The sequence below is a fragment of the Pedobacter psychrodurus genome (assembly GCF_032678585.1).
GTDB classification, from domain to species: Bacteria; Bacteroidota; Bacteroidia; order Sphingobacteriales; family Sphingobacteriaceae; genus Pedobacter; species Pedobacter psychrodurus_A.
In genome coordinates, this window is sequence record NZ_JAVTSN010000022.1 from 79,801 (window position 1) to 100,967 (window position 21,167).

The window sequence follows — 21,167 nt, forward strand, 5'->3', positions numbered from 1 at the left end:
CTATAGGCTGCGCAAAGCGTCATAAAGAAATGATCAAGAAATCACTTTCCAAAGCCTTCCCAAAATTATCGCTCCTGGTTGTTATACTGATTTATGCTTCGGTAACACATGTATTTGCACAAGAGGTTGCACCTAATGTAAAACAGATGAAGTGGACTGTGGGCGATACCCTTAGAGAAGCTTTGGTTTATATTCCCATTACCGCGAAATCAAAACCCAGTCCCATAATTTTTGTATTTCACGGACATGGCGGAACGATGATGAATATGTTTAGAAGCCGCGGTTTCGAAAAGCTATGGCCCGGAGCCATTGTTGTTTACCCACAAGGCCTCAATACCCCGGGGCAACTTACAGATCCACAAGGAAAATTACCGGGATGGCAAAAAGCCCCCGGAGATATGAACGACCGTGACCTGGTTTTCTTTGATGCCGTGTTAAAAACATTGCGTCATGACTATCAGGTCGATAATAGCCGCATCTATGCCACCGGGCATTCGAACGGTGGTGGTTTTACTTACCTGTTGTGGGCAACCCGTGGAGATGTTTTTGCCGCTTTTGCACCCTCGGCTGCTGTAGGCGGAAGAGTGCTTAACCTGTTAAAACCAAAACCTGCCATGCCCATTATGGGCACGAAAGATCCTTTGGTTAAACCGGAGTGGCAAAACGCGATGTGTAAAAGGATATTAAAAATAAACAACTGTAGCAGCGAAGGACAAGCATATGCACAATATGCAACCCTATATCCATCATCAAGCCAGACCCCAGTGGTACTATACGTGCATCCGGGTGGACATATCTACCCAACTGAAGCAAACCAGGTGGTGATCAACTTTTTTAAAAGCATTACAAAACCCTAAAAACAGATGTTTACCCGAGCTTAGTCTATTGCTATTTTGGATTGACTGGCAGGCCTTTTTCCTCCCGGATCAACTGAAAGAGATGATCAGGGCGAACAACAAGATAATCTTCATTAAGTGAACTGGCCACATTTTTGAAACTTGTTGGCGATACGCCTTTCCAGGGTTGCGCCTGTATAATCAGGAAACGGGGCGAGTTTCTATCCCAGCCAACCGCAGCCCTGGCAATGTGGTCTTTCATCGCCTGTACATTTGTGCAATAGTTACAGGTAAGTGCCATTCCCGGCAAACTGTCGTTATAAATGGTGAGTCCAGCTCCGGTATTCTGGGCAGTAACGCCTAACAACGATTTTGCGCCACTGGCATAAATCTTCCCAACAGCAGGGTTAATACCGCCAACAATCGTATTCCAAACCGTGATTACCCGCAAGCCCGCACGGGCATTATAGGCCTCGGTTTTAGAAACGAACTGTTTAAGTAAATTTTCATCCTGCCAGGTATTGGGGTAGGTATAGCCGTAACCAGAAGGTCCTGAAATCAGATTATCATTTTTCGTGGAGGTTTTCCAAAAGTAGTTAAGTGCGCCCGGCATGGCATCCAGCATAGCAGGAGATACTGTCCATCCCATTGGAACAGCCCCCCGATCAGGGTTATCCCAAAGTTTACGCATTAAATGCTCTGTAAATTGCAAGTTGTCTCCATCACTCAATATAAAAGCAACGTAAATCTTATTTTGGAGTGCTGGTTTAGGTGGAATTGGTTTGATTTTAACGGTTCTTGCGGTACCACTGTGCACCGTGAGGTTAGCACACCAGTCACTCGCAATGGTGGCGATGCCATATTTCGAAGCCCGCTCCACTCCTGGCCCTTCTTGTGGCCACCAACCCATAAAGCTTGCACCCGGCGACATGGAAGATAGAAATTTGTTTAACAGTTCGCTTTCACCAGTTACTTTGGGATCAAGCCAGATCACCGCAGCACCCAGGGCCACGGCATATTCGCGAAGGGCCGCTTTATGCGCATTAGGATTGAGTCCGATTAACAAACGGTGATCGAGGTTTGGCCAATAGGTATCATATAACGATTGATAAACTTCCAGTTTGCTGTTAAATTTCCCCTGCAAATCGAGCAGCACAGGCAAATTATAAGGCGGAGCAGTTAATTTAGCCATCAATAAGGGTGAGGCAATCAGTGCGCCTTTGTTTTTTGCCAGTACTGTGGCCAGGTTAACCGTATGGATTTGATCTGGATCATAAACAATCAAACCCGAAATTTCGCTCCGGTATTTGGTAATCAGGTCCCATTTGTCTTCAGGTTCAGCCCAGTTTAAGCCTAAAGATTGTAACCAGGTATGCGGTCCTTCGCCGAAAGCATCACCCTCATAAGAGAAAATGCGTGGTTTAGTTCGGTTTACAATCCCCTTTAAAGAAGCAAACAAATACATTTCTGCCGAAGTGTAGGGCGAATTTTGCCGGAGGATAATTAAATCCTGCACCCGCGCGGGCGCCGGGAAAGATGGAAGCAGCTGACCAGCGGGCCACTTGATCTGGCCAAAAGATGGTGTAACAAACAAATGGAACAAAAGAAAGCATAGCGCTGTAACTCTTAGCATTTTAATCCGCTTGATCATCTGTTAAATATAAGGTTAACGTTTATCAATATTGCCTTAATAAAATATGTTATTTTTTCCTTTGCCTAATGCAACCGTCATGCTGTTCGGAAATTTAGGGATTAGTATTCCTTCTGCTATTAATCTGTCCTGCTTTCTTTAGAAAGTACAAATATTTTTCCGCTCTTTGCCGCGGGGGCATGGTAGTTTTTCGCGGGTCATGTTGTTTTTATTTGTGCTCAAGAATGCTGGCGCATTTTGGAGCGCCAAAGTACCCAAAACGCTTTGTCAATCCAGCAATGAGCCTTTTTGCACAATCCTACACACATCAAAAAAACAGCGGCACTTCGTTTAATCAGCAGTTGTTCAAGTTTTCTTTGGTCTGATTGAGCCCTTCGGGGTTTGTGTTCAATTCTTATCAAAGCTTTGAGTCATTGCTTATGAACACAAAACCACTGCGTTTCAGGTTTGTTAGTACCAATTTACCTGAACTGCACCTATTTTTTTGATTTCCCCGGCTCTTGGGACCCGATAGCTATCGGGTGACAGCGTTCTTCGGTAAAATTTGTGCATTATTAAAGTTAGTTAGCAAACGCCTAAAAACCGGCATCGAGAAATAAATCCTAATGATGGTTGAACAGCAAGCCAGGCTTTTATCTCCCGAATATCAGAATAAGGTATTATTAAATCATGTTTACTTAAAGACTTATATTTAACAAGGTTGGCATATGCTCCTATGCATCAAATTTGTGCTGAACAGTTTGAAGCAGATCATGTGGATAGCCCATTTCTACCGCACTAATCGCGTCCAGTTTTTCTAATTGAACAACAGATAATGTAATCTTTAGTGCTTGCAGACTTTCTTCCAGATGCGACGGTTTTCTAGCGCCAATGATCGGGAAAGCGTTTTTGGTCAGCGTCCATGCAAAGGCAACCTGCCCTACCGTTGCATCGAGTTCGGTTGCAATTAATTCCAATTCGTCAATGATGGCTTTGGTTTTAGCGTCTTCGGTATACGCTTTGGCCGTACCGATATTCAAGCGTCCGGAAGCTCCATTGCGATATTTTCCTGTTAGCAGTCCTCCAGCCAGTGGCGAATAGAGCATTCTGCTCAATCCAAAATGATCGGATACGCCCATAAGCTCGCGGTCGGCCGTTCGCTGAACCAAATTATATTCCATTTGTATTGCGGCAAGAGGGATTTTACTGGCAATCGCCGCTACTTTCCACGCAGGAAAATTAGCCAGGCCGGCATATAGGATCTTTCCCGATTTAACCAGATCTTCAAGGCCACGCACAATTTCGTCGATTGGGGTAAGCCCATCATCATAATGTGGCATAAAAATATCTATATAATCTGTTTTAAGTCTCTTTAAACTGGCCTCTACCCCCTGCCGCATTGCTTTGCGGTGATTGCCAGAATTTAATAGCGATGGAACCTGTTCAGCGCTTCGGGTATATTTGGTACAGATGATAAAATTGTGTCGTTGGTTTTCAGTAAACCTGCCAACAATCTCTTCTGCTTCGCCGAGCTGATACTGATCTGCCACATCGATAAAATTACCACCGGCATCGGTATAAGTCGCCAAAATTCTTTCAATATCCTTTTCGTCGGCACCATACCCGCGGCGACTGCCAAAATTTGCCGCACCCAATATCAGCAAACTGGCAGGTAGCCCGGTATAGGCTCCAAATAATTTATTTTTCATGCGTTAAAGGTCGAAAAGCAACATAAAAGAATCAAGTACGGCTAAATTCAGCCCTATCGGAAAAGACATGCCGATGACCTATATTTGCATGATGTACGAAAAAAAGCTCCCCATCAACCTCGAATGCGGTCTTCATCTTTTTATGGAGGTGATGAATGGCAAATGGACGATTGCACTCATCTGGAGCATTCATTTGGGTATTAAGAGACCTGGTGAATTACATCGCCACATCCCAAAAGCATCCAGACGCCTTTTAGACACCCAACTGAAACAGTTACACACTTTGGGTATCATCGCAAAGACGGTTTTTGATCAGTTGCCCCTAAAAGTGGAATATGAACTTACCGCGCTGGGCAAAACCTTGATTCCTGTAATTGAAACTACTGCACAGTGGGGAGAAAAACATAGGGAAATACTCGAACCCTTTTTTCTGAATCCTAAGTAAAATGAATTCAACATCTGCTACCTTGTATTTAATCTGGTGTATAACTGATATACTTAACAGTGCTTCCAACAAAAAGGCAGGTATCATGAAATACCTGCCTGATTGATGTTTAGTGTACCGAATGTATTCGATAAAACGGTTGAGGAGTATCTTTAACGAAAAAACTGTACCAAATCATTCACTTGCATATAATTAATTTTGTTCTCTGTCTTGTTGACCAGATGCATGCTTTGTACCTTTCCACTTGAAGTAAACTGGTCTGGAATTTCGATTTGCAGCGTGCTTCGATCGCGATCATTGCCGATAAGGTATTCTTTTGTTTTCGAATTTCTCATGGTCACAATCGGATAAAGATCGGTACCCGGCTGGCTTGGCACTATCGATGGTGGCGGCGTAATCTTTATAAAATCAGTCCACTTCCCAATCCCAATATTGCTGGTCAGAGGAAAACTGGTTGTTTGTACAACTACCAGATTGTTATTGGCATCGTAATAATATTCCAGCACATCGATCGAAAGATCAATACCTACACTTCCTTTTGGTGCATCATAATAGAAATTAATGAGATAATCCTGCCCTTGTGGAGTCGGATAATTATAACGGGGACTTAAAGTATTTCCATCAAAGTAGAACTTGGGCACAACGTTTATCGAATCTGTAATTTTGAACGTTTGTTCGTACAATTTTTGCCCGGTACTTTTTTTTCTAAATTCCATCGTAGTTACATCATTTTCAAAAGCGATACTAGGAGCAACAGTTCCGAGAGTAACCCCGCCATAATAATCGCGCACCTTAATTCCATCGAAATATTGTTCTAACGTATCACCGAGTACATATCCCCTCATTTCAAAAGGTTTTAGTGCTTTTATTTTGGGAAGTAGTACTTTCCCTTCTTTTTCGCAGGCGCTGAAGATTAAAATCGAAACGAATGCGATGATATAGGTTATTTTTTTCATTTTGCTGCTTTAGATTAAAAGTTGTAAGAAAATGACAAGCTGAATGTTCGGCCTACATAACGCGTAGCACTCTGTCGGTCTCCAACTTTCCTGTTGGTTACCGGATCGGTATATCCCTCTTCAAATTTCTCTGAGAAACCTTCCTTGTAGCTATATCTGTCGTTCCACTCCAGGTTGACTTCATTTTCTGTTCCCGGTTTTTGTTCGTAAGTGCTGCCATCATTGATGAAGTATCTAAACGGAGCATCGAGCAGGTTGCTCATGTTCAATTTGGTCTCCATTTTTCCTTTTAAGAATCTGTAGCTAATCTGTGTATCCATTTGAGAACGCGGTCGTTCATATTCAATCAGGTCTGGACTAATACCTGTAATGAAGGTTTTGTATCCCGCATGATTGTATGTAAGGTTTAGTCCTAGCTTTTTACCCACATATTGTATACCTGCATTATAGAGCAATGGAACTTGTCCGTAAAGGGCACGTGGATATTTCTGATAGATATAATAAACTGAATCCGTTTTGTCGGGCAGTGTTTTGTATTGCAGTTCACGCCCCCTTACCGATGACTTTTGCAGGGTAAGATTCCCGCTCAGATAAATATGGCTCAGGAAAGCAGCATTGTCGCTAATGAAACCGAGGCTTTTACGCAATTCAAATTCCCAGCCCTTCACCTTCGCCCAGTCAGAATTAGAGATGATGATGTAACCCACGCCGTTGTTTTCGCGGTCTATCCTATAATACTCTGCCGGTTTATCAAAATATTTGTAGAAATAACCAACAGATAACAATTCTCCCGCGCCAGGAAACCACTCAATCTTAGCATCATAATTATCGATAATGGTGCTCGATACGCCACTGCTTTTTACGTACGAACCATAGTTTGGATTAAAACGTGAAAACCGTGAATTCTCCATCAGTCCCGGCCGCACAGCAGATTTTGCATAAGAGGCGCGTACATTCAGGTCTTTTATAGGCGAATAACTAAGGTTTGCCGAGGGCATAAAATACCAGTCTTTTGCTTCTTCGAAAACAAGCTTGGTTCTCAAATCTTGTAGTAAACTTGCCGAATTTTGAATGGTATCAAGCCTAAAATAATCTGCTCTCACCCCGTAAACTATACGCAGATTTGGCAATAGTTTATGGTCCATCATCATAAAAGCACCTTTGTTTACACTTTTGGCTTCGAAAGCGTTGAGCGAATAGCTTGCCGGAAAATAGAAGATGTTGTGTCCATTATCTTCCATCCCCATGTAATTGCCCCATTCCTGAATAGGAACTTCGTTGATTGGAACGGTAGATTTACTGCTCATGCTAATCGGCAGGATGCCCCAGTTATAGTTCGCATGTTTTTTCAGGTAATTCACACCAGTTTTAAAAGTATGTGCCGTATTGCCGATTTTGAAATCGTAGGCAGCACTAAATGTTGCGTCGAAGTTTTTTTCCTGATAGATATATTGATCCCGGTGCACTTCACCAAAACCAGGCTCAGATGCGCTGTTGGGGCCATAACCAGAAAAAGGCACTTTATTAACGATTTCCCTGCTGCTCAGCTGTGCAGCTACAGCATCTTGTTCCAATGATTTTAAAGCTGTCCGTGCTGCACTCCATTCCAGTTTGATGGCGTTAAACCGGTGTGTACCGCTCAGCTTATTCTGCAACAGGTCGGTAAATTTAGGCCGGTCGTCTTCTTGTGTAGCAGGAAACTTTTGAGCAAGGTCATCCTTCGGATTTTCATGCGTCCATCCGGTAATGCGGCTAAAACGATTGTCGAAAATACGGGTATAGAGATTGTAGGTATTGATTTGATGGTTTGCCGTTTTGAAACCGCCATTAACCAGCAGTCCCCAGGTGGTATTAAAGCCATAAATATTACCTGTGTTAATGTCGGTAAGATCATCGCCCTTAACTGGCTGCTGGCTCCATCTTCCCCTGCGCATACTGGCAATATCATCGTTGTTCTGCGTATTGCGGTAGCTTAATGAGGCTACAAATCCAATTTTACGTTGTTGTACCGTGTCTAGTGAGTACGTTCTACCCAAACTTAACTGGTAATTTTGCGAAGGCATAGATTGAAAAACCCTTGTACCCAATCTTTCGGTGCCACCAATCCTTTTGTTCTGCTCGCCAATCTGTGCCACCTTGATGGTGTTCTGCCCATCAGGCAACGATGGATTATAGGCACCAATATTATAAAGCCCTTCCGGAAAATGGTTACGTGCACCGTCGTCAAAGCCCAGGTAATCGTATTTGCCTCTGCCATAACCCATAAAATCTTTTCCGGTAGTTAGACTGTTAAATGATGTACCGGCGCTGATGGATAAAAAATTTGCATTGGGCACCGATTTGGTGGTGATCTGCACCAGCCCACCTGCAAAACCGTAAGGCATATCAGCAGTAATGGATTTGGCCACAACAATTTGCTCTACCAGACTGGTGGGGATGAGGTTAAATTCAAAATCGCGTTCCTGCACATCCGTACTTGGCAATGTACTGCCGTTTAAAAGGGAAACATTATAACGCTCGGCAATACCGCGTACCACTACCCTTTTGTTATCGGTGGTACTTACACCGGTGATGCGTTTTAAGGTTTCACCTACATGTTTATCGGGTGTAGCACCGATCTGCTCGGCCGAAATCCCATCCGAAAGGTTGGAGGTATTTTGCTGCAGCGCATATAAACCAGCTATGGAGGCCTTTTTGTAATCAGAGCTTACTACTACTTCTTTCAGTCCTTTCGAATCGGTATGTAAAACAATGTTTAAAGGGGTATCCTTATTTTCATTTACCCGAATGCCAGTAACACGCTGGCGCTGAAAGGAGATATAACTGAATTCGAGTGTATAATTTCCGGGCTCGATGTTGATGATATAACTGCCATCCGGATTAGTTTGTATCACCTGTCCGTTTTCGATAATTTTGATCGAAGCACCTGGCAGCGGACCGCCCTTGTCGTCAGTCACTTTTCCGGATATACGGCCGGGCTTTGGGGGCATAGGCAATTCGCTAACGGCAATAAGCGCACCCAATTGCGTAAATTTAAGTTGCCTGCTTAAGGCCAGTTCCTTCAGTATTGCTGGCAAGGGTTTATCTTTAGCCTGGAATGAAGTGAGTGGCAGATCGCCAATTTTTTTGGCAAATGAGAAGGTAAAGCCTGTTTGTTGTTCAATCTTTTCAAATAGCTCAGCAATGGTGGTGCTTTTTTTGGCAAAACTAACCCTGGCTTCATTGATATCCTGAGATTTTGCTTCGGCGCCCAGGAGCACTCCCGTTAGGGTGATGGATACTATGGTTACCAGAAAGGTAAATCTTGTCATCGCAAACAGCAGTTTAATTACATTAATTTTTGTAGAATTGTGCATGGTTTTTTTAAAATGGTTTATTGTCCTGAAAAATGATGGATCAGAAAAACTTGTTTTGAGCGGAAGTGTCCCACCACTTTCGCTCTTTTTTTATTCTGATCTGATAAATGATTGTTTTTACATAAGCCTGTTCCTCCTTTTATCGATTGGTTTTGCTACCAGAGCGTGATTTGATTGCCTTCGATTTCATAGCGAAAATCGCCTGATAAGCTCAATGCTTTCATCAGCGTCGCAATATTGAGATTGTTTGTTTTTAAACTGATCTGTTTGGCAAGAAGTATATTGTTCTTAAACAGGAAATTAACCCTATAATACCTTTTCAGTTGCTTGGTAATGTTTTCTAACGTTTCATTCCTGAAAACAAGCTTACCCACATTCCATGAGCTGATATCTGCTATGGCCAACCTCGAATGGCTAAAGCTGGCATTTGAACGATTGTAAGAAAGCCGATCGCCAGGGAGGAGCATACGTGCGGCTTCTTTTTTGTTATTTTTAGAAAACACGCCCACTTTTCCGGTGGCTACGGCTACCGAGATTTCGTTATCCTCCGGGTAGGCGCTCACATTGAACGAGGTACCCAAAACCTGTACTTCAAGCTTATCGGTATGTATCCTGAAAGGCTTTTTAGCATGATGGGCAACCTCAAAAAATGCTTCCCCTGTTAAATAGATCTCTCTCGATTTCCCGTTAAAGCTAAGCGGATACCTGAGCCTGCTTTGGTTGTTTAACGTAACCTTCGATCCATCGGGCAGGCTAATAATTTTCATTTCACCTACCCTTGTAACTGTTTGTACTAAGGCAGTTTGAACGGGCAGATCCCTGCTTTGATGGTTGATATAATATATACTGGCTACTAAAACTGCAAAGAACAGACTTGCGGCAATCGACTTTAACCAAATCGGCAAGCGCACAATTTTTGTCTTTGGTATTTCAGGGGGAAAGAAATGGCTTTTTAGTTCAGTTCTGGAAAGCGCTGCTTTGGCCTGCAGTTCTGCCGGTGTTAGTTGTTCGCCCATTACTTCCAACTGGATGAGCCAACGGGCAATCATTGTTTTTTCTTCTTCGTTTACCAGTCCTTGTTGGTACTTTTGAAAAAGTGCTGTGAGTCGATTTCTTTCCTGCATACATTAGTAATAAGCAGTACTTGGGTAAAAGGCCCAGAAATTAATCGTTAAGTTTATGTTATTTAATTGTTAACCAAATTAAGATCAAAATTTCAAGCGCCGATAACGAAGGATCGGAAGTGGCCTGCCTGATTCTGTTCAATGCAATATTGATCTGGTTCTTTACCGTTTTTGGCGATAAGTTGAGCTGTTGGGCAATTTCCGAAACAGAATATTGGTTGCTCCGGCTCAGCAGAAAAACTTCCTTCATCTTTTCGGGCATTTCGGCTATGGTGCGGTTAATCACTTCCATTACCGCTTCGTACTGCAGGTCCATTTCGCGGATCTCCAGCTCATCCATATGTATGGCAGTATCTTGTTCCTGTTGCAAAAAATCGGCAAAATTGCGGAAGTGTTTTTCCTTAAAGCCTTTGCTTCTAAAATAACCAGATAGTTTAAACCAAAGCCTGTTTTTGAGATAGTTGTGTAAGGGATTGCTGATCGAAAATGTACTTCGCTTTTCCCACAGTTCAATAAACATTTCCTGCATCAGGTCGTAAGCCTCATCCTGGTCGCCAATCTTTTTAGCAGCCAGGGTAAAAAGCGGTTTGTAATAGCGGCGGTGGAGTTCTTCAAAAGCAGTATAATCAGAATCTCTGATCAATTGCAAAAGATCCTGTTCGCCAATGTGTTCCATATTACCCTATATCTGTAGGCGCAAAGATACATCGGGCCATATTAATGTTATGTTAAGGAATTATGTACCAATAATTGCCTTTTAATTGATAACAATAGCGTTGATCAACTAATTTCTCATTCCCATTGAATAAGTTTGTGCAACATCCAAATACTGCACAAAACCTCACCGCTACTATTTCGAACCCTGCCTTTCCTGTTTTATCATTGTAGTTTCGTTATTATTGCCATTAGTTTGATGAAAATTAAACTCAACATGATGAAAAAAACAATCTTTATACTGCTCAACCTCGTTATCGCACTATCGGTAGCACATGCACAAAAAGGCATAAATTTTTCTAGTCACATTGCTGCCGGGGGTAAATTGCTGATGAGTGTAGATAGCGGAGCCAAAAACGTTTTTTATGCCATTGGCTTTCCCAATCAACCGCGCACCACCTTTAACTATTTGCCCGATGTAAATCAGGTAAGTATCTCGGTTAATTTTAGAAAGAATATTAATATACAGCACTATCGGTACACCATTTTGGCTGACAATAAAGCCATCGCGCTCAATAAGCCAATTAACATGGCGCAACTGCAAGATACCCACGCCGAAGGGGATGAAGAACTGTTCAGTTCGACAACACTGGGCATTTTCCCTATAAAAGGCAAAACGGTTACCACACTTGTTTATAGTATAGACAAACCGCAAGATATTGATAAAGCTGTTTTTTACGGGAGGCCTATTCCAAAGGCAAAAATCCTATCTTTTTCAATGCTGAGCAAAAACGATCAGGGCTATAGCACCAGCTGGATAAAAGACCCAAAAGCGCGCACAAACTTTACTTTCACTGAAAAAGATCTGCAGCTAACCGTTGTTAAAGACAAATCGGATATCGATTATCTTTACTACACCTCAATAAAAGACAAAAAAACCAATAAAATCATTTTCGAATCAACTACCTGGCTATATGGTGGCATCATTAGTGAAGATCATGAGCAACTACCTTTTATAGAAATTGATAAAAACATTTTCAAAAAGTCGGGCGAATACGAAATTATTATTCAGCCATCGATTAAATGGACCGGTTGCTTTGATTGCAATATTTCACCAAAAGAAACCGAGAAATACATAACCCGCCATACGCTTTTGATCACTGTAGCTGAAGAAAACTACACCAAAAAAGAACTTTACAGTTATACCATAATCGCAGCCTTTATTATTGGTATAAATTTTTTACTGATACTTAACGCCATCAAAAGAAGGAACAAAAAAAGACTGGCAGAAGAAGAACAGCAAAAAAACACGGCAAAGCTTCAGCTTAACTCCATCCGTTCGCAACTCAACCCTCATTTTTTGTTTAATGCACTCTCGGGCATTCAAAATTTGATGAACAAAAACGAAATAGACAATGCCAATAAATACCTTTCTAAATTTGCCCGTTTAACCCGTAACGTACTCAACGATAAAGAACTGATCAGTTTATTACAGGAGAAAACTTTGTTAGACGATTACCTGCAAATGGAGCAATTGCGGTTTGGCTTTCAATACGAAATCAATCCTTCCGAAAATTTGGCTTTAGATAATATCGAGATCCCAAGCATGCTGCTACAACCCTTTGTAGAAAATGCGGTGAAACATGGCATAGCGAAAAAAGCGGCCGATGGAAAAATTATCATCACCTTTAGCAAGCAAGCCAATAACCTGGTGTTAACGGTAACCGATAATGGAAATGGTTTTGATACTGAAAAGAAAAGCAATGGTTTGGGATTATCGCTAAGCGACAGCAGAATAGCCTTGTTAAATAATGTTTATAAAGAAAATCGCTTTACTTTAGCCATACAATCAAGCCCTAAGGGTACTCACATCAGTTTAACACTCAGCGATTGGCTATAATATGATGAAGGCAATTTTAATAGACGACGAAATCTCCAATTTAGAAAACCTGCGGTCTTTGTTAGAAAAACACTGTCAGCAGGTAACGGTAATGGCAACGGCACAAAATGTAAGCGATGCGGTGCTTGCTATAGAAAAACATTTGCCCCACCTGGTGTTTCTGGATATTCAAATGGGTGATGAAACAGGCTTTGATGTTCTAAAACTGCTTCCAACGCGTAATTTCGAAGTTATTTTTGTTACCGCTTACGATCAATATGGCATACAGGCGGTAAAATTTGCCGCTTTGGATTACCTTTTAAAACCCATCGATATTGAAGAATTGATAAACGCGGTAAATAAAGCCACACAGAAACTGGCAACGCAAATACAAACTACACAGCTCGATTTTTTACTGCAACAGCTCAAAAAGCCAGAAACGAATGTGAGCAAAATTGCCTTGCAGATGCAAGGTGAAGTGCGGTATGTTACCTTATCAGATATTATCCGTTGCGAGGCCGACAATACCTATACCCACTTCTTCCTTTCTAATGAGGAGAAAATACTGGTTTCTAAATCGCTCAAGGAATATGCAGATTTACTGCGGCCCAGCGGTTTTTTAAGAACCCACCAAAGCCATTTGGTTAATCCTAAATATGTAAAAAGCTGGTTAAAGGAAGATGGTGGTGTGCTATTGTTAACCACTGGAGAAAAAATACCCATTTCCAAGCCCAACAAGGAAGCTGTAAAACTGGGTCTGCAAAGGCTATAGGAATAACGTAAATTAGTTAATAATAATAAGAGCCTGTATCATAAATGATATTTTATTCGGATTTGTCACGTTGATCCTCCCAAGAAATTGGGACATGCTGTGGAAACACCTTTTAAAACATCTAATAGGTCCTTCGACAAACTCAGGATGACAATTTGATACAGACTCTTAGATATCAGCCTAACAGCTGATTAAAAAAACAGAAAACGAACAATGATTAGTTCATATCGCCTTTAACTTTTTTTGCAGTTCCCCTACCCGGAAGATAGATCTGGAATCCGAAAGAAAGATTTAAATTGTTCTGCATGGTCGAACTTCCAAAACCTACAAGGCCTTTGTATTTCACCAGGGTTTCTAAACCAATGTTAGGCGTAATAAAGTATGCAAAACCAGGACCAACGCTTAAATCCAGTCCGTTGGTGTTTCCACCACCATTACTCACATTCACACCACCCACGCCAACGGTTGCTTCAGCAAAGAAACGTCCGTGTTTTAATACTTCCACATCTTTACCGGCATAGTAACGTCCTAATGCACCAACACCATAACTTGTTGTGGTAGCAGAGTTTTTAGCTGTTTCTAAACCGAAGTTTACATAACCACCCACGGCTAAATTGTCTTCGATAAACCAGGCGGCTTTCGGGGTAATATCGATACTAAAAACATTTGGGGCATCTAAACCCAAATTAATATTGGTTAGGTTTCCACCAACCATCACATTACCTTTTTGAATCTGTGCTTGTGCACTTCCGGCAAACAATAGCCCTGCAAATAGAAATTTTAATAGATTTTTTTTCATGATAAACGATTTTTATATTTTATGCCGTCTCAACATCACTACAATCATATAGTTTTAATTAAATGCAAAAATGGATTTAAGTCTTTGAAAAAGAGCGGCATAAGTGTACTCCTAAAAGGGGTATAACCGCAATTGCCAATTGGCCGCTGAATGATTTTGCAAGCCAAACGGATAGCTGAAATTGACCTCCCCCCAAAAAACTGCACACATTAGCGGTGAGAAGGTGACCATATATCGAATAATCTCCAATTGGCCAGAGCCTGGCATTTACGACGAATTAATTTTTATCCATAACAATCGGACGATTTATCGGACGAATAGAAACCTAAGCGATATCAAGCATTAGCAACTACACAACGCAGTAACAACATGAATAAGGCACTTTTCATACCAATCCGAAACGAAAACATTTTTTTCACACTTGCATTCTGATTTACTTCCGGACAAATAACGGACGAAAAACGGACAGATAAATTGCACAATAATGCTAAATCAGTATAGCCATCTTAATAATTAAGCACATATTTGGTCGAACGCCCAGCACCTTGCATTTTAATGATACCGCTGTCAACAAGTTCCCGAAGATCAGTAACAACAACGGATTTACCTATACCGGTTAGTATTTGATACTCAGCACTAGTAATTTTCGTATTTCGGCAAAAGTGTACACGCGTTTCGCATTTATGCTGACACCCTGTTTCGCTGCAAACTGACGAGCTGTTTCGGACCAAACTGACGGCGCTGATCTTTGGATCAGAATTTCTTCTCTCGGCAATTCCATTTAATTTCAGGCCAAATAAAAGGCTCAGGCGTTAAATTACTGCTAGATGCAATCTTCGATCTGTCTGGAGGGGTTTGGGTGCTGTGGCGCGTCTTTTAGGTGGAATTCCTCTATGATTTTCCATTAAAGATCCATTGTTGATCTTAAGGGATAGATTGGATGTGAACCTGAATTAGATGAATCTGGTTGCTCCAGGAAGAAGGAAATTTGAGGTCGAGGCCTGTTTTTGTTCAGAGGGAAAGGAACATTTTAGACGACCGTCCGGCATCAAATTCGCGTACAGTTTGGCCCGAAATGGATTGACCAGTTTCGTTGAAATACGCACTAAAAATCAAACCGTAATTCTTATTTCTAATTTGGGAAATACGCCTGTTTTTCCTATTTCTAATGCTGTTTTGAATTTAATAAACGATATGCCTTATACCATTCCTGCTCAAAGTCTTTCAAGAATCTACGGAAGTTTAATTGAAAATGGAAATAAGGAAAAAGCCACTCAGTTGATTCAGGAATATTTGAACAATCCGGGTATTTATGAGGCTTCGGAAAGAGATTTTAACAGATTGGGTTATCAGTTTCTTCGGCTTCAAAAATGTGAAAATGCTTTGCATGTTTTCAATGCAGCCACTTTAATTTTCCCAAAGAGTTGGAATGTGTTTGATAGTTATGCTGAAGCTTTGCATCAATGTGATAAAAAAGAAGCGGCCGTAAAAATGTATCAAAAATCGATTGAGTTAAATCCTAGGAACGAAAACGGGAAACAAATGCTTTTGAAAATTGAAAAAGAAACCGGGAAGTAAAAGCTTCGGTTCTACCGAAGCTTTAGCGTACCAATCAGCAGGAATATTTTGAACATTTAAATTGCTTATTGAAGCTATAATCGAGGATTTTGGGAGGAAAAAACTTAGGACAATTTTCGATTAGATCACCTTGACAAGATTATAATAGAACAAAAAATTTGGCAGATATGGAAATTAATTGTTAAGGCCAGAATCTCTTTTCAAACTCCATCTCTACTCCAATTCAAACTTTACCGTTATGCTTCCGTTTCCCAGCGCAGCGGCAAGACTGGAAGGATTATCGATCCGTGCGATACTCGTGTAGCGGTATGAGGTTGAAAAGGTTTTGTAGAAAAGCACAATGGTATTGGAACCGTACAGCAAGATGTCTCCCGGTTGGATTGTACCTGGATTGGCTGCATTAGACGGCAATGCGGTTTGAAAATCGACATATTTTTCATTGCTATTCAGCTCGGTCATATTTAGGGTAATTGGTAGTCTTGTTTTAAAAGCATTTCCCGTGGAATTGTTGCTTAGCGTAGCTGTAAACACAGCAGTGCCTATTGTAATCTTCATTTTACTTCCCGCTGGATTAGTCGTATTCCCGTTCGTATTATTCGCATTCTCTTGTGTTGTTCCCAGCTCATTATTTTTGCCACAGCTTGACGTACTTAAAGACAAGGAACAAACCATGATAAGGGTTATTAATAGAGGCATGTTATTTTCATTTTAGAAGGTATTTATTTATTACCGAGATATTCTTCGTCGGTTACCTTGTGAAGCCAGGTCACGACACCCTTTTCTGTCTTAGGTAAAATGTATTGCTGCAACATACCGGTATCGGGGCTTGCGCCATGCCAGTGTTCTACATTGGGCGGGCATTTTACGATATCGCCCTTTTTGAGACTCTGTTTGGGTTGTCCCTTAATCTGGTGGTAGCCTGTACCATCGGTAATGATCAGTATCTGCCCTGAGGGATGCCTGTGCCAATTACTTCTCGCCCCAGGCTCGAAGTACACGTTACCCACAACGGTATTATATATCGTATCATTTTCAACAAGACCGATGTTCCAGGCCTTGCCAGTGAAATTTCCGGATGGCCCGAGCTCACCTTTCGGAAAAATAAAATTCAATATTTTCTGATCTGCCTTGCTGGTATTCTGGGCACTGCCGCTGATGCTCAGGAACAACAGGGTAGCAATTGCGGTTATTGTTAATGTTTTCATCGTTTTTTGATTTCAGGTTTTTATTATTTGTTTTCTCTTAGATGTTTGATGAAAAAAGCTTCCAGCCTATCGAATGGGATCAGGTCGGTTTTATCGTAAAGATCAACATGGCCTGCATTTGGAACGATAACCAGTTCCTTTGGCTGTCCCGCTCTTTTGAAAGCATCCTCGCTAAATTCCCTTGAGTGTGCCTTATCCCCGGTGATGAACAGCATAGGGCGCGGAGAAATAGTTTCTATATCATTGAACGGATAGAAGTTATTGAACTTGGTGTTACTGCTCAATGTAGGATGTGTTGTGGTTTTAGGCGAGACACCGTTTGGGGTATACTCTCCCCTTGGGGTGCGATAAAACTCAAAGAACTCACGCTGTATAGGATGCGTATTTTCATCCAGCTGGTGAGTAGTTCCACCCGTATATTTGGTTTCACCACCTAAAAATTCAGCATATCGTTGTTCAGCGGCTTCTGCCTGATTTTTTTTCCTTTGTTCAAGGCTCTGAGAATGATTCAGCCCATTACGGCTTGCTGAACCCATATCATACATGCTTACCGTTGCAATTGCTTTCATCCTTGGGTCGATCTTGGCCGCGCTGATCACAAAGCTTCCGCTTCCACATACACCAAGAACGCCTATGCGCTCCCGATCTACAAAATCCCTCGTACCAAGAAAATCCACTGCGGCGCTGAAATCTTCGGCATACATTTCGGGTAGGACCGCATTACGGGGCGAGCCTTCACTTTCCCCCCAAAATGAAAGATCAATAGCTAAGGCAATAAAGCCCCTGTCCGCCATGTTCGAGGCATAAACATCGGCGCTCTGCTCCTTTACCGCGCCCATTGGGTGGCCTACAACTATTGCGGAATTTTTTGTTCTCCTTTCCAAATTTTTGGGTACGAAAAGATGTCCGGCTACTTGCAGGTTATACTGATTTTTGAATTTAACTGCGTACAGTGTAACCTTATCACTTACCTTAAAGGTGGTATAGCCTTTTGCTGATATTTCTTTCATCTGTATTGAGTTGGATGTTGATTGTGCACCTGCGGTATTATAACAAAGGACTGCCGTTAGCGCAATAAGAATTGATTTTTTCATACTTAAATGTTTTTAATAAATTTTGCCGGAACCCCTCCGACAACTGTGTTTGGAGCGACGTCTTTTGAGACAACTGCGCCAGCTGCAACGACCGCATTTTCTCCTATGGTTACCCCTTGAAGTATAGATGCGCCCGCACCAACCCAGGCATTTTTTTTGATATGGATAGCTTTAGGAATTAACGAATGTCGGTCTTCCCTTGAGATTGGATGTCCTTCCGATAATAAACTTACTTTCGGACCGATAAACACATTGTCTTCAATGGTAATTCCACCCAGATCCAAAAACACGCAATCGAAATTGATGAACACACTTTTACCAATTTTTGTATGTTTTCCGTAATTGATGTACAAAGGGGTAAATATGTTAACAGTTTCGTCGATTTCTGAACCTATGATCTGGCCTAATAAGTTTCTGATTTCTTCTGGTTTTGTTGAATTGTTCATCTGAACCAAAAGCTTTTTTGTTGCAAAAGAAGCTTCCATCAGTTGATAGGCTTCCGGATCGTCTGGTGAAATGATTTCCCCATTACGTAACCTCTCGAAAATATCTTTCGTGTTCATATCCATTTCTTTATAGGAACAAAGATAAACCTACTCAAAAGGTGTTTTGTTACATTTATTTCGCAAGTAATGTCAAATATTGCCTATTATCAATTAATTATTCTATTTTTATTTAATATGGCAGCAAATCAAAAAGTTATGCTCTGCAAAGCGGTATCAGCAAATCAATTTCCAGAAAATTTTAATATCCGGTTTCATACACATATCTATTGTCAAAGTGGGAGCGTAAAATTTGTGTTTAACGGCCGGCAATATCAAAGTAAAAAAGGCGAGTTTATCTTTTGGTTGGCGGGTATTAACGTTTCAGACCTGTCTTTTTCAAAAAGTTTTAAGGCCACAATTTTGTTTGTCGACCGCGAATTACTTACCGTAAGTTTGCCGAGTGCCACAGCGAGTATAGACAGCATTATACACTCTAAAGAATATCCGATTTTGCATCCGGATAAAAAAGACAAAGAGAAAATCCTGAAAAATTTTAAGTTGCTTTACGATATGTCACTGGAAACCAACCATCGGTTTTATGAGGAAGCACTTAAACTTCAGATGCAACTTTTTCTTTTAGAAATGTGGCACATTTTTGAAGACGAGCTCGACAGAAAAAAACGAAGCTTGCAAAGCGGAACCTTATATGAACGGTTTATACAATTAGTACAGGAGCATTGCATGACACAGCGCGAAGTACGGTTTTACAGCGATAAACTGAATATAACAGCCAAATACCTTAATTACATTTGCAAAATTAATACAGGAATAACCGCCTCCGAATGGATACAACGTAACGCAAGAGAGCGAATCATTATACTCTTGCAAAATAAGAACCTTAATATTTCCGAAATAGCCGATGAATTGGCTTTTTCAAGCCGTTCGTTCTTTACCCGCTATGTAAAAAAACTTTTAGGCATTACCCCTAAGGAATATCGGGAGCGAATTGGATAAAATTTGTTCTACAAAATCTGCTCGTCCCCCCGTATTCACAAAAGCCTTCAGCAGGTATACTTTGAACAGGGCCAATAAGGATTTAAAGCCCAATTTGACATTAAAAATCCGTACTTTGACTTGTTCAAGTTAAGGATAATACCGTAAGTATGCATACTTAGAACCGTACCCAAGAGGAGATCCGATAGCTATCGGCTCGAACTCCCACACCTATACAGGCGCCAGTCCCTCAAGCTGGTGCGTCTACCACCCTGATAGCTATCGCGGTCGCCTTTAAAGATATGACTGAGGCCGTAAACAAAAAAGCTTCGGTTTTACCGAAGCTTTTAGTATACCAATCAGCAGGAATAATTGAACATTTAAATCGCTTTTTATTGCTTACTGAAGCTATAATCGAAGATTTGGAGCGGAAAAAACTTAGGACAATTTTCGATTAGACTACCTTGACCAGATTATAATAGAACAAAAATTTGGCAAAATATGGGAACTGGTCTTTTAACTATTAAAAAGGTTAAGTTTTACCTTTTCCCGCTCTATTTCTGCAATCAGCTCTTCTTCTGTAGGCAAATAAGGCATATATTTAGTAGCGAAGAGTCTGGGATTATCGTTGATTACAGAATACTTAACCACTGTTTCACTTTTTTCGGTGCAAAGAATAATACCTATTGTTGGATTATCACCTTCCGGTTTTTTTAGGTCATCAAACATTCGCCTATACATATCCATTTGACCAACATGTTGATGGGTAAGTTTTCCAGCTTTTAAATCAATTAGCACGAAACATTTAAGCAGATAATTATAAAAGACCAAATCAATATAAAAATGATCTATTTCCGCACTGATTCGAAATTGCCTGCCCACAAAAGAAAAACCCTTTCCTAACTCAAGCAAAAATTGCTGCAGGTTCTCTATTAATGCTGTTTCTATTTCAGACTCATTTGCAGTTGCAGGTTGCTCAATATTTAGAAATTCAAAGATATAGGGGTCTTTAATAAAATCTTCAGGTCGTTGTTTCTCCAATATCTCACTTTCGGTTTGATTTATAGTTTTATCACTCGAAGACAGCAGCCTATGATAATAGAAAGTGTTAATATTACGCTCCAGAGTTCGAACACTCCAGTTCTGTTCTGCAGTTTCGTTTAAATAATATATTCTAGCACCTTCACTTTCAACCCTCATTATTAACCGGTTATGGCTCCATGTCAATTTTCTACACAGTGTGTAGAATTTGTTTTGCTCAGGGTAAGTAAGATAAAACTGCCTGAAATTATATAAATTGGAGTAAGAGAAACCTTTACCAAATTCAGTTGTCAAAGCTTTAGAAAGTTCTTTCAAAATACCTTCTCCATAAATCGCTCTTTCTTCACCATGCTGTTCTTGCTCAACAATACGTTTTCCGATCAGCCAATATGCCTCAACCATTGCTGCGTTCACAGCGGTGTAAGCGTTTTGTCTAGCTGCAGATAATATACCTCTGATTTCTTCGATATAATTGGTCATAACTCAAATTTAAAGAAAACAAATGATGAGGAGTTAAAATAGAAGAAGAATTACAAGCACATATTTACAATTGAATAAATTAAAGGAAATGGCTATCAACAAATAGCTCTAAGCTAATCTCCTATCCCCCT

The 21,167-nt window shown here is 40.9% G+C and carries 18 protein-coding genes; 6 read left to right on the forward strand and 12 right to left on the reverse strand.

The genetic code is table 11. From position 1 onward, the window contains the following. The first annotated feature begins 29 nt into the window (after positions 1-29). A complete protein-coding gene (locus R2S57_RS15675; RefSeq protein ID WP_316845903.1) occupies positions 30-857 on the forward strand; it encodes an alpha/beta hydrolase family esterase in 828 nt (275 codons plus the stop codon). A gap of 31 nt (positions 858-888) precedes the next feature. Here R2S57_RS15675 and R2S57_RS15680 read toward each other — a convergent pair whose 3' ends face one another. After that, positions 889-2,469 carry a GxGYxYP domain-containing protein gene (locus R2S57_RS15680; RefSeq protein WP_316845904.1) on the reverse strand — a complete coding sequence of 527 codons (1,581 nt, stop codon included), beginning with the start codon at positions 2,467-2,469 and terminating at the stop codon, positions 889-891. A 731-nt stretch (positions 2,470-3,200) separates the two neighbouring features. Then, positions 3,201-4,175, reverse strand: coding sequence for an aldo/keto reductase (locus R2S57_RS15685; protein WP_316845905.1), 975 nt, complete (start codon positions 4,173-4,175; stop codon positions 3,201-3,203). Between the two features lie 88 nt (positions 4,176-4,263). On the opposite strand from R2S57_RS15685, the gene R2S57_RS15690 reads away from it, so the two are divergent. Continuing rightward, positions 4,264-4,620: a helix-turn-helix domain-containing protein gene (locus R2S57_RS15690; protein WP_316845906.1), complete on the forward strand. Its 357-nt coding sequence runs from the start codon at positions 4,264-4,266 to the stop codon at positions 4,618-4,620. Positions 4,621-4,772: 152 nt separating this feature from the next. Here the strand turns inward: R2S57_RS15690 and R2S57_RS15695 are convergent, their stop codons facing one another. From R2S57_RS15695 to R2S57_RS15710, 4 genes are all read right to left on the reverse strand, one after another. Then, a complete protein-coding gene (locus R2S57_RS15695) occupies positions 4,773-5,576 on the reverse strand; it encodes a hypothetical protein (RefSeq protein ID WP_316845907.1) in 804 nt (267 codons plus the stop codon). Between the two features lie 14 nt (positions 5,577-5,590). Further along, entirely contained in the window at positions 5,591-8,887 is a 3,297-nt protein-coding gene (locus R2S57_RS15700) for a TonB-dependent receptor (RefSeq protein WP_316845908.1), read from the reverse strand. A 200-nt stretch (positions 8,888-9,087) separates the two neighbouring features. Continuing rightward, positions 9,088-10,056 (reverse strand): FecR family protein, encoded by a 969-nt coding sequence (locus R2S57_RS15705; RefSeq protein WP_316845909.1) that lies wholly within the window; start codon positions 10,054-10,056, stop codon positions 9,088-9,090. A 58-nt stretch (positions 10,057-10,114) separates the two neighbouring features. Then, positions 10,115-10,732 carry a sigma-70 family RNA polymerase sigma factor gene (locus R2S57_RS15710; protein WP_316845910.1) on the reverse strand — a complete coding sequence of 206 codons (618 nt, stop codon included), beginning with the start codon at positions 10,730-10,732 and terminating at the stop codon, positions 10,115-10,117. A gap of 258 nt (positions 10,733-10,990) precedes the next feature. On the opposite strand from R2S57_RS15710, the gene R2S57_RS15715 reads away from it, so the two are divergent. Both R2S57_RS15715 and R2S57_RS15720 read left to right on the forward strand, forming a co-directional pair. Continuing rightward, positions 10,991-12,610, forward strand: a complete 1,620-nt coding sequence (locus R2S57_RS15715; RefSeq protein ID WP_316845911.1) for a sensor histidine kinase — start codon at positions 10,991-10,993, stop codon at positions 12,608-12,610. 1 nt (position 12,611) lies between these two features. Then, positions 12,612-13,361, forward strand: coding sequence for a LytTR family DNA-binding domain-containing protein (locus tag R2S57_RS15720; protein WP_316845912.1), 750 nt, complete (start codon positions 12,612-12,614; stop codon positions 13,359-13,361). Positions 13,362-13,578: 217 nt separating this feature from the next. Here the strand turns inward: R2S57_RS15720 and R2S57_RS15725 are convergent, their stop codons facing one another. After that, entirely contained in the window at positions 13,579-14,160 is a 582-nt protein-coding gene (locus tag R2S57_RS15725; protein WP_316845913.1) for a hypothetical protein, read from the reverse strand. Between the two features lie 1,176 nt (positions 14,161-15,336). Here R2S57_RS15725 and R2S57_RS15730 point away from each other — a divergent pair. Beyond that, positions 15,337-15,738, forward strand: coding sequence for a hypothetical protein (locus R2S57_RS15730; RefSeq protein ID WP_316845914.1), 402 nt, complete (start codon positions 15,337-15,339; stop codon positions 15,736-15,738). Between the two features lie 213 nt (positions 15,739-15,951). Here R2S57_RS15730 and R2S57_RS15735 read toward each other — a convergent pair whose 3' ends face one another. Genes R2S57_RS15735 through R2S57_RS15750 form a run of 4 tightly spaced genes read right to left on the reverse strand, consistent with a single transcriptional unit; the run spans position 15,952 to position 18,600 of the window. Further along, positions 15,952-16,434: a cyclophilin-like fold protein gene (locus tag R2S57_RS15735; RefSeq protein WP_316845915.1), complete on the reverse strand. Its 483-nt coding sequence runs from the start codon at positions 16,432-16,434 to the stop codon at positions 15,952-15,954. A 23-nt stretch (positions 16,435-16,457) separates the two neighbouring features. After that, complete coding sequence (locus R2S57_RS15740) at positions 16,458-16,943, reverse strand: cupin domain-containing protein (protein ID WP_316845916.1); 486 nt, start codon at positions 16,941-16,943, stop codon at positions 16,458-16,460. Between the two features lie 23 nt (positions 16,944-16,966). Continuing rightward, positions 16,967-18,037 carry an alpha/beta hydrolase gene (locus R2S57_RS15745; protein WP_316845917.1) on the reverse strand — a complete coding sequence of 357 codons (1,071 nt, stop codon included), beginning with the start codon at positions 18,035-18,037 and terminating at the stop codon, positions 16,967-16,969. A 2-nt stretch (positions 18,038-18,039) separates the two neighbouring features. Then, positions 18,040-18,600: a DapH/DapD/GlmU-related protein gene (locus tag R2S57_RS15750; protein ID WP_316845918.1), complete on the reverse strand. Its 561-nt coding sequence runs from the start codon at positions 18,598-18,600 to the stop codon at positions 18,040-18,042. Positions 18,601-18,717: 117 nt separating this feature from the next. Here R2S57_RS15750 and R2S57_RS15755 point away from each other — a divergent pair, with 117 nt between their 5' ends. Then, entirely contained in the window at positions 18,718-19,536 is an 819-nt protein-coding gene (locus R2S57_RS15755; RefSeq protein ID WP_316845919.1) for a helix-turn-helix transcriptional regulator, read from the forward strand. Between the two features lie 495 nt (positions 19,537-20,031). Here the strand turns inward: R2S57_RS15755 and R2S57_RS15760 are convergent, their stop codons facing one another. Continuing rightward, positions 20,032-21,036, reverse strand: a complete 1,005-nt coding sequence (locus tag R2S57_RS15760; RefSeq protein WP_316845920.1) for a YhcG family protein — start codon at positions 21,034-21,036, stop codon at positions 20,032-20,034. Positions 21,037-21,167: the final 131 nt, after the last annotated feature.

Coding starts and splice junctions, on each gene's coding strand:
- R2S57_RS15735 (WP_316845915.1), bottom strand. CDS start 16,434: ATGCCTCTATTAATAACCCTTATCATGGTTTGTTCCTTGTCTTTAAGT.
- R2S57_RS15750 (WP_316845918.1), bottom strand. CDS start 18,600: ATGAACACGAAAGATATTTTCGAGAGGTTACGTAATGGGGAAATCATT.
- R2S57_RS15675 (WP_316845903.1), top strand. CDS start 30: ATGATCAAGAAATCACTTTCCAAAGCCTTCCCAAAATTATCGCTCCTG.
- R2S57_RS15695 (WP_316845907.1), bottom strand. CDS start 5,576: ATGAAAAAAATAACCTATATCATCGCATTCGTTTCGATTTTAATCTTC.
- R2S57_RS15685 (WP_316845905.1), bottom strand. CDS start 4,175: ATGAAAAATAAATTATTTGGAGCCTATACCGGGCTACCTGCCAGTTTG.
- R2S57_RS15715 (WP_316845911.1), top strand. CDS start 10,991: ATGAAAAAAACAATCTTTATACTGCTCAACCTCGTTATCGCACTATCG.
- R2S57_RS15745 (WP_316845917.1), bottom strand. CDS start 18,037: ATGAAAAAATCAATTCTTATTGCGCTAACGGCAGTCCTTTGTTATAAT.
- R2S57_RS15760 (WP_316845920.1), bottom strand. CDS start 21,036: ATGACCAATTATATCGAAGAAATCAGAGGTATATTATCTGCAGCTAGA.
- R2S57_RS15755 (WP_316845919.1), top strand. CDS start 18,718: ATGGCAGCAAATCAAAAAGTTATGCTCTGCAAAGCGGTATCAGCAAAT.
- R2S57_RS15740 (WP_316845916.1), bottom strand. CDS start 16,943: ATGAAAACATTAACAATAACCGCAATTGCTACCCTGTTGTTCCTGAGC.
- R2S57_RS15725 (WP_316845913.1), bottom strand. CDS start 14,160: ATGAAAAAAAATCTATTAAAATTTCTATTTGCAGGGCTATTGTTTGCC.
- R2S57_RS15710 (WP_316845910.1), bottom strand. CDS start 10,732: ATGGAACACATTGGCGAACAGGATCTTTTGCAATTGATCAGAGATTCT.
- R2S57_RS15690 (WP_316845906.1), top strand. CDS start 4,264: ATGATGTACGAAAAAAAGCTCCCCATCAACCTCGAATGCGGTCTTCAT.
- R2S57_RS15680 (WP_316845904.1), bottom strand. CDS start 2,469: ATGCTAAGAGTTACAGCGCTATGCTTTCTTTTGTTCCATTTGTTTGTT.
- R2S57_RS15705 (WP_316845909.1), bottom strand. CDS start 10,056: ATGCAGGAAAGAAATCGACTCACAGCACTTTTTCAAAAGTACCAACAA.
- R2S57_RS15700 (WP_316845908.1), bottom strand. CDS start 8,887: ATGACAAGATTTACCTTTCTGGTAACCATAGTATCCATCACCCTAACG.
- R2S57_RS15720 (WP_316845912.1), top strand. CDS start 12,612: ATGATGAAGGCAATTTTAATAGACGACGAAATCTCCAATTTAGAAAAC.